Consider the following 14,957-nt stretch of genomic DNA (forward strand, 5'->3'; position numbering starts at 1 on the left):
TTGAAAAGAAAGCGCTTTCTTTTTCGAGTATAAGTCCCCTTGGAAGAAAAAATTTATGGATGCTCACACTTAATGAAACCTCTGAAATTATTACTCTTTATTTCCAACAAATAAGACATTAATCGTGTGCCACGATAAAGATCGTGTTGAAGATAATGGGAGCCGTTTGCTTGGGAATGACTCTATAGTTCCAATGAATGAACAACGATATTAGGTAAAATCGGATACAAAAAAAGCGCCTTTAAAGGCGCTTTCTCAATCAGTTGAAGATTACTCTTCTGCAGGCTTTTTCTTCTTAACCATAAAGACTTGCTCGCCCACAGAGACACCTTGATAGAAGCTTTTGTTACGCTTCTTCGGCGCGTCTTTCTTAGCAGCAGGCTTGTTAGTTTTCTTCGCTTGAGTCGGTTTCTTACTAAACGTTTTCTTACGTTTTGGTACCAAACCTTTAAATTTACCAGCCAACCCTTCGAAGGTAGCAAAAGTCATTTTCTTATCAAGGAAGCCTTCAATGCTTTTGAAGCTATTCCAGTCTTTCGGGCCAACAAACGAAATCGCAATACCTTTGTTACCTGCACGACCAGTACGGCCAATACGGTGAACATACTCTTCCGAGTGTTTTGGCATATCGAAATTCACCACATGTGAAACGTTTGAGATATCCAACCCACGCGATGCGAGATCAGTCGTCACTAATACTTTGTGCAGACCACGCTCAAACTCATTCATGATGCGATTACGTGCGCTTTGGCTCAATTCGCCACTCAGCGCAACGGCTTTAATACCGCGTTCAATGAAGATATTTGCTAGACGGTCAGTGTCAGCACGTGTTGCTGTGAACACCATCAACTGTTGGTATTCTTCATCCGCCAATACGCGGTCAAGCAATGCTTGCTTATGATCGAGGTGATCACACAAGTAGAAGCGCTGCTCGATGTCTTTGTGTTCTTCGTTGACGAAGCCAATCGCAACACGCTTTGGATCGTTCAGCATATCCGCGGCGATGTCGTTCACTTGATGGTGGTCAAGTGTTGCAGAGAACATCAGCGTTTGACGACGACGATGTCCTGCTGCCGCATTGATTGCTTTTAGTTGTGGTGCAAAGCCCAAATCTAGCATGCGGTCAGCTTCATCAAGAATCAGCATTTCTAGCCCTTCGAGACTCAAGTGACGATGCTCTAGGTGGTCAGCTAAACGACCAGGCGTTGCAACAACAAATACTGGATCTTTGCGGAATTCTTTTGCTTGATCATTGAAGTTCTCACCACCAAGGATCAACACGGCTTTGTATTGTGTACCCGCAATCAGTTTGCGCAATTCACCATATACTTGCTTTGCCAGTTCACGAGTTGGCGCAAGAATGACAACGCGAGGGTCGCGACGGGTTAACGCTTTGGCGCGCATAACGCGTTGCATCGCTGGGAGCAAAAAGGCCAGTGTTTTACCTGAGCCCGTTTTAGACGACGCCAACAGATCTTTTCCTGCATTTACGACAGGAATGGCTGATGCCTGAACATCGGTAGCCGAATCAAAACCCCAATGTTCAATGGTTTTTAGTAGGCGTTTGTCTAAACCCAGGTCTTCAAATTGCAAGGTGATACTCCAATGTTTCTTTATAGTATGTTTCTTTATATACAGGTCGTTACTGCGCACTACTCATGATACTTCGCACGCTGATACACCCACAAAAAATAGCGGCAAATCTTACCATATTTCTTGAGCACCACACATTTTTATTGTGTTTGATCACACTTTCATAGCCATTCACGATCTAATCTTCGGTGATTTGCGTTTCGAAATGTAGCGTAACGACTCACAGACTAAGGCGAGAACACGATTAATGACAGCTCCTACCCCTATTTACGCATGGAAACGTTTCACGCTTGAAGCTCGCGAACAAACCCTGCCAAACGGAATAATTACGGAACACATTACGCTGACACACCCCGGCGCAGTGCTCATTCTGCCTGTCGCAAACGATGGTAAATTGGTTATGGTTCATCAATATCGTCCTTCCATTGACCGCTGGATCTATGAGTTTCCGGCGGGCACCATGGAATCAGGGGAACATCCTGAAACTTGTGCAAAACGCGAACTGTCTGAAGAAGTACAGTTAGCGGCTTCGGAATGGCACAGTGTTGGAGAATCGCTTCCCGCTCCCGGGTTTTGTGATGAAACGCAGTACCTCTATGTCGCCAAACAGGTCAGTGCCACTGATGGTGAGCTAGATGAAGACGAGATTATTGAAGTTGTGCATTTTTCTGTAGATGAAGTGGCGCATATGATCGCCAGCAACGAAATTCAAGATAGCAAAACCATCGTCGCATTTTGTCGTGCTCAACTCTTAGGGCTCATAGGCTGAGTAACGCCTAGTCAGTTTCTCTTTCCTCCTTTGTATCCTGGCCAACTGGCTTTCCCTGCGACCTAAGCCAACTACATGGCTTAGGTAATCGGCACGTCGATCACAACGTGCCTTTTAAACAAAGTGTTAACATTGACATCCGACCAGTTGAGCCATTAACGTAAGTGGAGCAATTTCAACTCAAGGAAGACCAATGAAAAAGACTCTTGCCCATGCTAACCGAATGCTAAAGCTATTCGGATTCTTCAAAGTCCCTTTGATTTGGTATTGCCGCCCTAAGATTCTTGTACTCAACGAAGAGCGCGTTCAAATTCGAATTCCGCTTAAACGTAGAAACAAAAATCACCTGAATAGCATGTATTTCGGCGTTTTGGCTGTTGGCGCTGATGTGGCAGGCGGTTTTATGGCAATGAGTAAATCTGAGTCTCGAGGAAAGAAAATATCGCTCGCATTCAAATCAGTGACCGCGGAGTTCCTAAAGCGTCCAGAGGCAGATGTAATCTTCACATGTGACGACGGAAAACTCATCGATGAGATGCTAGATCAGACAATAGCAAGTGGCGAGCGTGTCAATCAACCCGTCAGAATCACAGCCACATGCCCTACTTTACATGGTGATGAACCGATGGCGATCTTTGATTTAACGTTATCGGTAAAAGCAATAAACTGATTTTTTCACACAACTTTGCTGGATAGGCCAAAAAAATCCAATAAGTCTCTAAAATGAAATAACTATTTCTTTGCCCTTTTATTGTTTTCGTTATTAGACTTAAGTATTAAAGCGAATTCAGCGGAGTCTGTTTTGGGCAAAAAAATAAGCGACTTTTTTCAACTCGATACAGCGCCCGGCATCATTCTTATTGCCTCCGCTTTTTTAGCACTCATCATTGCTAATTCCCCCCTTGCTCCCTATTACCTCGCGCTTCTCGATACGCCTATTCACTTCAAAGTAGGTTCGCTAGATATAGAGAAGAATTTATTACTCTGGATCAATGATGGTTTGATGGCTATTTTCTTTCTCCTCATTGGTTTAGAAGTAAAGCGCGAGTTAATGCAAGGCGCACTTCGCACGCGATCTAGAGCCATGTTCCCGCTAATGGCTGCTGTCGGTGGGATGGTTGTGCCTGTCCTGATTTTTGTCGTACTCAACGTGAATGACCCTCAAGCGCTAGGGGGCTGGGCAATTCCTGCTGCGACCGATATTGCCTTTACCTTGGGTGTGTTAGCACTGTTTGGAAAGCAAGTTCCTGTCAGCTTGAAAGTGTTTCTACTCGCGTTAGCCGTAATAGATGATCTCGGTGCGGTCATTATTATTGCGCTGTTTTTCAGTAGCGACTTGTCCGTGATTGCACTTTCAATTGCAGTGTTAGCCAGCATAACGCTGTTTTACATGAACGCGAAAGGCGTTGCTCGTTTAACCGGCTATTTGCTTGTTGGCGGCATCCTTTGGGTTGCCGTGCTGAAATCAGGAGTGCATGCAACTGTCGCGGGTGTCATTCTTGGCTTCGCTATTCCACTACGAATCAAGCATCATCGCATTCGAAGTCCATTACGCTATTTGGAACATGGCATTCACCCATGGAGTAGTTTTGCCATTCTCCCGCTCTTTGCTTTTGCAAACAGCGGCGTGCCGCTCGATAATTTCAGTCTATCCATGCTAGCTGAACCACTACCACTAGGAATCACCTTAGGTCTGCTTTTCGGCAAACCCATTGGTATTTCTCTCGCTTGCTATATGTCGATCAAATTAGGTATTGGCAGCATGCCGAAAGGAATTCAATTTATACATGTTATGTCAGCCTCCATTTTGTGTGGTATTGGCTTTACCATGTCGATATTTATCACGACCCTCGCTTTCCCTGGCACAGATAACCACGCATTGGTTGATTTATCACGTATATCCATCTTCATAGGTTCAATACTCGCCGCGGTATGTGGTTATCTCGCATTAAAATATTCCTTTAAGACAGTGTCACGTCCATTGATCGACGAAAGTCAGCCAGACTAACTTACCGCCCTTCTCCTTCGCTTTAAAAGAAACCTCCGCTATACAAGGATTGTCATATCATTGGCATATTCTTGTATAGCGGATTCTTTCCCCTATACAATCGAAAGAACTTTGGATTTTTTTCACTCGGTGGTTTCCTTTACATTTCCTGAATCTTAAGTCACCAACACGTAAACCTAGCAAGCATCAGCAAAAGGCATTTTGTCATCGAAAAGTCACAAATTATGCAAGTCCCCTGGCCCAAGTTTTTTGGCAAAAACCCCGCCTATTGACATTTATAGAACCCGCATGCCATCTATGCTCGGCAACGTAGTCTACCGAGTTATCAACCGTTTCTGTGGATAAAAATAAATTTATCCACACCCAAAAGTTAAACGTAAATCATTGTTATGATTGAATATAATTAGTCACAGTCATCTGTGCTTTTTTTCTGGAAAATTTAGTATGTGATTTTCGGCAAAAAATAGAAATGAAAAAGGCCTGCAAAATATACAGGCCTTTTGACGGTGAAATTACCCTTAGTGGGCTGAGGAATATTTCACTCGATAGAAGATGCGATACAGTACCGGCACCACGATCAATGTCAGCACTGTAGCGAAGCCGAGCCCAAACATGATTGTTACCGCCATCGGTTTGAAAAATACATCAGGCAATAGCGGCAGCATACCAAGGACAGTCGTAATTGCAGCCATACAAACTGGACGAACGCGACTCACTGCCGCATCGACGATGGCATTGTAAGGTTCTTTTCCGCTCTGCATTTCAATGTTGATTTGGTCAATTAACACAATGCCGTTTTTGATCAACATCCCCGACAAACTCAAGAAACCAAGTAACGCCATAAAACCAAATGGTGTATCAAGTACCAATAGGCCAGTTGTCACACCAATGACAGCCAAAGGCACGGTTAACCAAACAATCAAAGAGTCTTTTACCGAGTTAAACAAGAAAACTGTAATCAAGAACATGAACAGATAACCAAGTGGCATCGTGGTGAACAGGCTTTCTTGCGCATCATCCGATGATTCATATTCTCCCCCCCATTCAATGCTATAACCTTTAGGCAAGGGAATAGCTTCGATTTCAGGTTTTACTTTTTTAAGCAAGGTGGTCGCTGTCACGTCTTTTAGGGGATCAGGGTCAGCGAATACCGTCAATGTACGCTTGCGGTTTTCTCGTACAATTAGTGGATCTTCCCAAATCAGTTCGTAGCCTAAAATCACCTGCTGAAGGGGAATGAAGTCATTAAGTACAGGGCTCCAAATCTTGATGCCCTCGATGGTTTTAACATCAACGCGTTCAAGTTCTGGCAGTCTTGCCACAATCGGCATTAGCGTTGTTCCGTCGCGATAGACACCCACATTTAATCCAGAGAATGACATCATCAGAAGGTCATCAACATCTGACTTAGTAATGCCATAACGCCTTGCCTGACTCTCATTAAACTCTGGCTGAAGGATTTTTGTTCTTTCTCTCCAGTCGTGACGAACATTCACTACGTCTGGATCGCTTTTGAGTATGTCGACAACCTGGGCGGCAATCGATCGCAACACACTTGGGTCTGAGCCGACAATTCGAGTCTCGATTTTTGAACCACTTGAAGGCCCTAACTCAATGCGCTTTAGCTTGTACTGAATGCCAGGAAACTCTTTTTCAATGTGTGATCTTACATCAGCCATCGAAGGCAATACCGCATCGTAGTCTGACACCCGGATAATCAACTCACCGTATGCTGAGTAACTTTTTTCAGGCGCATAGGTCAGCATAAATCGCTGCGTACCTTTACCTGTGCTGGTTGAAACATATTCAACCGACGACTGTTCACTCACCCATGACTCCAAGGACGACAGTGTTTCCTGGGTTGCGCGGATATCTGTCCCTTCAGGCATCCAAACATCCACCATATAGATAGGGGTTGTTGAAGACGGAAAGAATGACTGTTTAAGCAGTGTAAAACCATAAAGAGAGGCAGCTAGTGCCGCACACAAGACAAACATGGTGAGATAAGCACGACGCATACAAATATCTAAAAACTTTGTATATACCACGAACAACATACCGTTATAGGGATCGCTTTCGTCACCGCTCTCATCTGCGTTTTGCTCTTTAAAAAACAAGTTGGCGAAAAATGGGGTCAATGTAATTGCAGTAAACCAACTGAGCATCAATGATATAAGCAATACAGTAAATAACGTTCCGCAATACTCACCAGTGGAATCACTTGACAATCCAATCGGCGCAAAGGCAGTGACTGAAATCACTGTTGCGCCCAATAATGGCCACTTGGTTTGCGTGACGATATCAGAGGCAGCCTCAATTCTCGTTCGCCCTTTCTTCAAGCCAATGAGTATGCCTTCCACCACCACAATGGCGTTATCCACCAGCATACCCAAGGCTATAACCAAAGCGCCCAATGAAATTCGCTGCAAATCGATTTGGAAATACTTCATGAATATGAAAGTACCCAACACGGTTAGCAGCAATATCAAGCCGATCAGTAGCCCTGACCTTAGGCCCATAAACAACAACAGCACCACGATGACAATCGCCACCGCTTGCGCCAGACTCACCACGAAACCTTTAACTGACGTGTCGACTTCTACCGGCTGCGCATACACCACACCAATATCAATGCCGATAGGTTGATTTTCCTTTAGTTCAGCCAAGCGGCGTTCAACCCGTTGACCGATCTCTACAACATTGACCCCTTCAGCAAATGAAATGCCAAGATTTAACGCCCTTTCTCCGTTATAAGAGAGTAAGTTGCTCGGGACGTCTTGGTAGCCACGCGTAATATCAGCAACATCTTTCAAATAAATCAGGCCACTAGAGCCCGCTTCATTAATGATGAGATTACCGAGCTCATCTACGCTTTTGAATTCTCCGGTTGGGTGAATTCGAATATATTCATCACCTACCCGCAATGCACCTGCATTGCTCACCACGTTCTGCGTCGCCAAAAGGTTGTAAATAACCTGCGGGGATATCCCTAAATTCGACAGGCGCCGCATCGATATTTCGATAAACACTTGTTCTTTTTGTGAGCCCGTCACTTGTACCTTCGCCACCCCATCAACTAGCTCGAGATCTCGCCGAAGAAAGTCGACGTAATCCGTCAGTTCTTTTGACGAGTATCCTTCACCTGTTATGGCAAGCAAAACGCCATATACGTCGCCAAAATCATCGATGACTTGCGGCGTATTGACTCCAGGAGGCAAGCTTCCTTGAAGATCATTCACTTTCCGTCGCATTTCATCCCAGATTTGGGGTAGATCGTCCGGGCCATAATTGTTCTTCATGGTTACCGTGATTTGTGACAAGCCACGGCTGGAAATGGACGTGACTTCATCGACATACACCAGTTGCTGAACAGCTTTCTCTATCGGGTATGTGACTTCCTCTTCCACCTGCTGAGGCGTTGCGCCCGGGTAACTTGTCACGATAAGGGCATCTTTCAGTGTGAAGGCAGGATCTTCCAATCGGCCCAATCCAAAGAAAGACGTTGTGCCGCCAATAATGAAAATCAGTGTTAGCATCCAACTAATGACTTTATTTTTAATAAAGTAGCTCGCAATGGTCTGTTTCATCTGTTGGCGTCCTCTTCCATCAAGACATTGACGCGCTGGTTAGCACGCAGTTTATTCACACCTGCAGACACCACTCTTTCACCCATTTCCAATCCATCAACGACTAAAACACCTGTTGGCGTAAGGGCTCCAACAGTAACGTGCCGTTTTTCTACTTGATTATCTTCATTAACTATCCACACAAACTTATTGTTGCTGTTCAACCCATCACCATCTTCGTTAAATATCGTTTCCAGTGGGACTTCGAGAATGTTCGCGCGCTCTTGAATTAATCCGGTTTCCTTAACCACGACTTCGACGGTCATGCCATCCAAAATGAATTTGTCTTCAGGCATTGGCATGGTTAAGGTCACCATAAAAGAACCTGTGGTGGGATCAGGTTCAGCCGTAAACTCCTTCACCTTTGAGGTATATGTTTTTCCATCATCGGTTTGAACGCTTGGATTGATCACTCGAGAGTTCTCTTCGCGGGTTCGGTCACCGTGGCGAGTAAACATGACATCAGGCACTTGGATCCGAATATCAACTTGTGTGGCATCATGAATATTGAGTATGGTCTGCCCGATGGCTACATTCTCAAATTGCTCCACGGGAACACGGCTCACCACGCCATCAACAGGTGCTTTCAGCGTGGTGTAGGAGAGTTTAAGTTTTGCAATGTCCAATTCCGCTTTTGCAATCTGACGCTGTGCAGCTAACTCATCAAACTGTGATTTCGCCAAGGAACCTTTTTCAACAAGCGGTTTGGAGCGACGATACTGACTATCTGCCACATCAAATTTGGCTTGCGCATTGTCAGCAGCCAACTTGTAGTTAATGGGATCGATTGTTGCGAGCACCGTATCTTTTTTAACGACCTCTCCGGGTTTAACAAAAATCTTGTCAACTTCACCTGCGACCAAAAATGACAAGGCAGCTTTGTCGGCCGCTGCTGCAATCGCTGGAAAATGCAATTGGCTCTCAGAATCATTCCCACCGACGTCAAGCACCTCTACGTTTTGTACGGGTATCTGTGTGGTTGTTGGAGCCTCTGAACAAGCGGTCAAAACTAAAAGCGCAGTCAAGGACAGCGCGACATATTTCACTGGTCTGGCTTTCACCTGGATTCTGCTGAAGGATAGGTGATGTTTCTCTGTATAAAGATTTTCCATCATTACAGCCCTCTCTCCTTCACCCATGGATAGACAACCACACCATCCTCAAGACTTTGAATACCGTTAACGACAATGACATCACCGTCAGATAGCCCGCTTTCCAGTACTTCACCATTAAGCACAATAGGAACATTTTTAACTTTGCCGCCTTCTTCTACTCGCCACACCGACGTCATGCCGCCGCTATTATCAATCGCGCTAGAAGGCAGCGTATTCTGAGCACTGACGGGTAAGCTTGTTGACACTTCAGCCGCCATGCCAGGCAAAACGTTCACACCATCAGGACGAGGCAAAGACACAGTAATTCGGTATGAAGCGGTAGTGGAATCAGCTTCTGTGTCCACTTCTTTAAATTCAGCGGGGAAAACCTGATCGGGATAGGCGTCAAATGATACTGAAGGAAAGTGCCTCATGGCCTCTCCCCCAGAGGCGAAATATTTAAATAGCCTTTCTGGCAGCTGGAAACTGACATTGATCACTTCGTTAGTCTGAATATGCATGACAGCTTCCATCGCATTCACATACTCAAATTTTTCTTTCACTCTTAACGACACCGTGCCACCGTAAGGCGCTTTCAATGTTGTGTAGTTGAAATTGGATTGCGCTAATTCTAGATCGGCTTTGGCTTCGTTTAATGAAGAGACCGCTTTGTCAAAATCTTGAGCAGAGATAAAATTTGTCTTTTTGAGCTTCACAGCACGTTGATATTGGACCGTAGCAAGTGCATGAATAGATTTTGCTTTCTCTAAGAGCAATGCGTATTCAGCTTTATCCAGTTCCGCTAGCACTTTTCCTTCAGCAACATCTTCTCCTGAAAATGCAGGCATTGAAAGGATCTGCCCTGCGACGCGGAAAGCAAGCACCGCTTTGTCGTCAGCTTCAACCATACCCGGAAACGTGCGCATAACATCACCTTCTCCGATTGAAATGGTCATGAGTTTTGCTGGACGAGCATCAGGCTCTGGAACAGGAGGCTCTTCACTACAACCACCTAAACTGAACAAAAACGCAAAAAAAAGCGTTCTTTTCATTGTAACTCTCCTTGTGAGCTCACTTTTATAGGGAAATTCGAAAGCGATTAAGTTGTCAAAGCAGACAACACAACACTCTCAAGGAAAGAGTAGACAATGGCAGGAGGAAATTGGTCGTATATCTTGATATTCTTATGTTTCACACGACAAAACGTATTTCTTGAATGAAATCACGCTATTAGTTATTTGTTTATGTGATCTTAATTCCATTCTATATGGAGCAAATTGCTTCAACTTCTCGCTCAATAGCCCCTGTTCTATCATTGAGTTGCGGCAAAAATGCCTGTAAATCTTCTGCGAGCTTACAGTCCGTTTTTTCAATCCGTAAACACAATGCGGCTAAGTCATCGGCACCGATCATTGACGCGGCACCCTTCATGCGATGAGCAATCTTTTTAACAGCATCGATATCTTCACTTTCTAACGCCTTCTGAAACGCATCAATATCCGCTTGTTGAGATGAAACATATTTACCAAGAATATGTTGCATCAGTTCTTCACTGTCACCGACCTGATCTCTTATTCGTGACAAGTCTAAACAAGATATTTGAGCGTTTTCTGTCGCAGGTGACACTGGGTTTTTCTCTACTTCCATATACTCATTGCGAGCAATGACATCCTCCTGATTTACGACTTCATCATCACCTCCATGTAGAGACTCATCCCTCGATGTAACATGTTCACTGGCCACATAGAGCAACATCAACTTCACGAGTTGATCTTTGGTAAACGGTTTCGCTAAGTGAGCATTCATTCCAGAATCAATGCATCGTTCAGCATCACCCGACAATGCATTGGCAGTAACAGCAATAATAGGTGTTAAAGTGTCGAATTCACGGATTTTACGTGTCGCTTCAAAGCCATCCATTTCTGGCATCTGACAGTCCATGAGAATAAGGTCATACTGCTTTTCGCTATGCATTCCAAGGGCTTTCAACCCATTTTCAGCCAAAGAGGCGGTACAACCTAAACTGTTAAGTACCAAAATCATAAGATCTTGGTTGACCAAGTGGTCTTCAGCCACAAGCACATTCAGACCATCAAACATCACATCGGCAGACGGTTTATCGGCAATATTAGTCGGCAAAGGATCGTCTATGGTAAGCGCGTTAAATAGAGTGTCTGGACTCACTGGGTTAATAAGACAAGGCATACCCAGCTCATCAATCATTCCGTCGTGACTGATCATAATGCTATTAGCAGCCCCATTCATCAATTCACGCATTTCACCAATCTCACTATCATCAACAAACAATAGGGTTGATTCTGTGATGACATCTGGTGATGTTTTGCTGGGGATAAACTGAGAGACTGAAAGACCAATATTATTCAGATAAGCATTAAACACAGCGTATAGTTGGGGATCATACGTCGCAATCACCACGTTCAGAATTGCAACTTCCTCTTTCAGCGTCATTCCCGCAAATAATGTTTCTTGGTGATCAATAGACGCTTTAAAAGGGATATCGACGGTGAAGGTCGTGCCTGCCCCTTCTTTACTCACCACTTTCAATTCCCCGCCCATTAATTCAGTCAGACGTAGGCATACTGGTAACCCAAGTCCCGTTCCCTGATATGACCGTGAATATGAGCTATCAACTTGCGTAAAGTTATCGAAAATGGCTCTTTGATTTTCTTCTCTAATCCCAATCCCTGTGTCTTTGACTTTCAAGCGCAGCAATACGTTGCCATCAACTATTGCTTGGCTAATGTGAACCATCACAGAACCTTGCTTAGTGAATTTAACCGCATTACCAACAAGATTAAGAATTATCTGAGTGTATCTCACAGGGTCTATGCTGACCCAACGCGGTAGCTCGGGGTCAATCAAACAATGGAGACGGAGGTTTTTCTCAACGGCTCGTGCGTGAAACACCACCAAAGCATCATGAACAAGATCAACGAGTTCACTATCTTGTTCAAGCAGCTGCATTTTACCCGCTTCAATTTTGGTCAAATCCAACACATCGTTGATGATGTTTAGCAAGGCATTCGATGAATGTACTAAAGTATCGACAAAGTAGGATTGCTGTTGATTGAGTGGGGTATCTTTTAGCAAATTAGACATACCGACAATACCATTCATCGGTGTTCTAATTTCATGGCTCATCATCGCGAGGAAATTTGTTTTCGCTTCATTGGCACGTTCAGCATCATCTTTCGCTTGAAGCATTTCTTCAGAGATCAAATCATTGAGTTTTTTCTGACGAACAAAGTTAACCATGGCACTCAAACTCGAAAGTACCGGCTCAATCCATGACAACAAGTCATCATCATAACTGGTTGATTCATCGAACAAACATACAACACCCACTAACTGATTCGAGAGAAATAGCGGCATGCACAAGGCGTTGATGATGAGCTTATTGTTGTTATTGGTTAAACCCGCAACCTGCAGGCTCCTATCGCCTTTTTGTGTTTCAATCACCTTAGTAACGACACTGTTCACAAAATCTTCGGACACATATCCATTTGCAACCAAACGTGTTTGAGCCAAAGGTCGATAGTTTTTCTTTTCACTGTAATCGACTTCAACAATTAACCCATGGTTACTCTCACCAATTCGAAGCAATATTTTCAGTACTTCTTTAAAGCTATTGTGATAATCGTCGCTCACAAGAAATTTATCTTGCAATGTTTTGACCGCGGAGAACAATTCAGCACCCTTAGACACTTTTATTTTGTCGAGGTGTTGTTCTGTGATATCGCGAATAATTGCGACTTGCAGTGTTGATTCGTTTACTTCGATTTTTGTTGATCGGACTTGAACAATGAGTTTGTCGTTTGCTCGACTTAACTCATAATTCAGATTTTTAGTGTTAAGACCATATAGCGCTTGAGAAAAGTACGCACGTGAATCAGGGACGATTTTGGAAATAATATTGGTCAGAGATAACTGGTCTTGTGGTACATCTTCAAGCTCAAACATCCGCTGCGCGGCTTCATTGAGTGTGGTCACTTGATGCTCTTCGCCAAGAACCAATAAACCATCTTTATAGCTATGAATGATGGTGTTGAGGTAGTTTTTGCTAGATTCAATCTCCTGAATCGCTCGTGCGTATTTCCAAATCAAGAACATGATCATGAGATCAAGCAAAAACACTTGGGCAATACCTGACAATATTTCAGATGTCAGCGAACTCTCAATAGGTCTGGGATCTTCATAGACTATCAGCTCTCCAACTAGCCTAGGCTCCCCCAACTCTTTATAAAGAATTGGGAAACGATGTAGCCTAAACTCGTTGTCAAATCGTCCATCTTTGGGTGCGGTAATGTGCCGAAAACTGTCATCATTGGCGATGACCTCAACACGATATACAAAGCGAGATAGCGCTTCACTTTCTAGGTCTTTAATCACCGACTCAAAATCAAAGTTCCACATCTGGTTCGGTAGGCGATAAGACAATCGCGTTGCAATCGACGAAATCTCGTGTTCCAACTCGTTCTGCAAGCGCTCTTGGGTTTTCACATAATTAAAAACACCAAACATACTGAGAATGAGTGTCCCGCTAATTAGCAGGATGACCGCGAGCCTTGTTCGTATCATCAACATAAAATCAAACCTGCATGCTAGCCGTGATATCAGCGGTCATGGTTCGTGCACATTCGAATTCGCCCAATACCTTTTTGTCATTGAGCTTTAGATGATTACACCAATGGACTAAGCCGTTCCAATTGGCATGCTCGATATCATTGCACATGGATAGCAAGTTCCCATACACCCCTTCTTTCGACACGAGCGCTTTTTTTACATTCGGTGATAAATCCAAATGACTGATGATCTCAGACATAGGTTTACTTAACATTATGTCCAACATCGAAAACGCCCCGACGATGAAGGCCTCATCTTGATTAAAATCGCTCGATTCAAGTGTCAGCATGGATAATAGTGTCGCACGCGTTAATGCCGTACTTTGCAATTGCGCAGCATGCTGATGGTTTAAATTCGACATAATCAACAACGACACTAACCGCCTTAACGCCTGTACGCCCAAGTACACCACAGCCTGACGAGGATTAGAGATCTTATTGGATTTAGTCTTGGCGAGAATGTTGGAACTCGCGATCACTTTGTAAAGCAAAGAAACGTCTTTCGAAATGATGTTTGTCAGCGTATCGATGTCATCAGGATTTCGATTAATCACAATACAAACATCGAGCAAAGACATGACTGACGGAGCGACATCTTCCGACCTAACGACTTGTGGCTTCTCAAAAAAGTAGCCTTGAAACAAAGCAAACCCGAACCCTTGAGCGGCATTCAGTTCTTCCTGTGTCTCCACTTTTCGAGCAAGAAACACTTGTTGTGAATATTGAATGATGGTGTCTTCCCAGTCGGAAGGGTCACTACGTTCCATACTGACACTGACAATATCCACTAACTCTAGATATCTTCGCCACTCATTTCTCATGGCTTTACTATCCATTAGGATACGGTAGCCTTCCGTACGATAGCTTCGAAGTTTGCTCACCAGATCTTGAGTGGGTAAACAGTCTTCGGTTACCGAAATGATAAGATGTTGTGGCGGCAGTGCTAGTGGGATCTCATCCAGCAGTGATGATTCACCAAAACTGACGATGTATCGGATGTCGGCCTTTCGATCCGAACTCGCTAAGAAATTGGCACTCAGTATCCGAGATGTTGCCGTATCCTCGTCAACCGACGGGAACTTGTTCTCCAGCCCTTCTCGGAATAAAAGCTCGCTCCCCCAATGCTTCAATTCGTTGTCGAAGATTGGTTGACACGAAAAAAACACTTCAGTCACTTAGTCATTGTCCCATTAATGAAACTCATTATTAAAATTTAGACCAAAT

General features: G+C 44.1%; 9 protein-coding genes. 3 read left to right on the forward strand and 6 right to left on the reverse strand.

The window, feature by feature from the left end; genetic code table 11:
* Window positions 1–270: 270 nt before the first annotated feature.
* Complete coding sequence (locus LRP50_RS04255) at window positions 271–1,593, reverse strand: DEAD/DEAH box helicase (protein ID WP_274163247.1); 1,323 nt, start codon at window positions 1,591–1,593, stop codon at window positions 271–273.
* 247 nt (window positions 1,594–1,840) lie between these two features.
* Here LRP50_RS04255 and LRP50_RS04260 point away from each other — a divergent pair, with 247 nt between their 5' ends.
* From LRP50_RS04260 to nhaA, 3 genes are all read left to right on the forward strand, one after another.
* Window positions 1,841–2,362, forward strand: coding sequence for an NUDIX hydrolase (locus tag LRP50_RS04260; RefSeq protein WP_274163248.1), 522 nt, complete (start codon window positions 1,841–1,843; stop codon window positions 2,360–2,362).
* A 193-nt stretch (window positions 2,363–2,555) separates the two neighbouring features.
* Entirely contained in the window at window positions 2,556–3,032 is a 477-nt protein-coding gene (locus LRP50_RS04265) for a PaaI family thioesterase (protein WP_274163249.1), read from the forward strand.
* 132 nt (window positions 3,033–3,164) lie between these two features.
* The gene (gene nhaA, locus LRP50_RS04270; protein ID WP_274163250.1) at window positions 3,165–4,370 is read left to right on the forward strand and encodes a Na+/H+ antiporter NhaA; all 1,206 of its coding nucleotides are present in this window, start codon (window positions 3,165–3,167) and stop codon (window positions 4,368–4,370) included.
* Window positions 4,371–4,888: 518 nt separating this feature from the next.
* Here nhaA and LRP50_RS04275 read toward each other — a convergent pair.
* The 5 genes from LRP50_RS04275 to LRP50_RS04295 all read right to left on the reverse strand — a co-directional run bounded on the left by LRP50_RS04275 (window position 4,889) and on the right by LRP50_RS04295 (window position 14,908).
* Entirely contained in the window at window positions 4,889–7,957 is a 3,069-nt protein-coding gene (locus LRP50_RS04275) for an efflux RND transporter permease subunit (RefSeq protein ID WP_274163251.1), read from the reverse strand.
* Complete coding sequence (locus LRP50_RS04280) at window positions 7,954–9,108, reverse strand: efflux RND transporter periplasmic adaptor subunit (RefSeq protein ID WP_274163283.1); 1,155 nt, start codon at window positions 9,106–9,108, stop codon at window positions 7,954–7,956. The genes LRP50_RS04275 and LRP50_RS04280 overlap by 4 nt, the downstream gene beginning before the upstream one ends.
* A 2-nt stretch (window positions 9,109–9,110) precedes the next feature.
* Entirely contained in the window at window positions 9,111–10,142 is a 1,032-nt protein-coding gene (locus LRP50_RS04285; protein ID WP_274163252.1) for an efflux RND transporter periplasmic adaptor subunit, read from the reverse strand.
* Window positions 10,143–10,353: 211 nt separating this feature from the next.
* Window positions 10,354–13,695 carry an ATP-binding protein gene (locus LRP50_RS04290; RefSeq protein WP_274163253.1) on the reverse strand — a complete coding sequence of 1,114 codons (3,342 nt, stop codon included), beginning with the start codon at window positions 13,693–13,695 and terminating at the stop codon, window positions 10,354–10,356.
* Window positions 13,696–13,699: 4 nt separating this feature from the next.
* Window positions 13,700–14,908: an EAL and HDOD domain-containing protein gene (locus LRP50_RS04295; RefSeq protein WP_274163254.1), complete on the reverse strand. Its 1,209-nt coding sequence runs from the start codon at window positions 14,906–14,908 to the stop codon at window positions 13,700–13,702.
* Window positions 14,909–14,957: the final 49 nt, after the last annotated feature.

This window comes from Enterovibrio gelatinilyticus, from assembly GCF_028683095.1.
GTDB classification, from domain to species: Bacteria; Pseudomonadota; Gammaproteobacteria; order Enterobacterales; family Vibrionaceae; genus Enterovibrio; species Enterovibrio gelatinilyticus.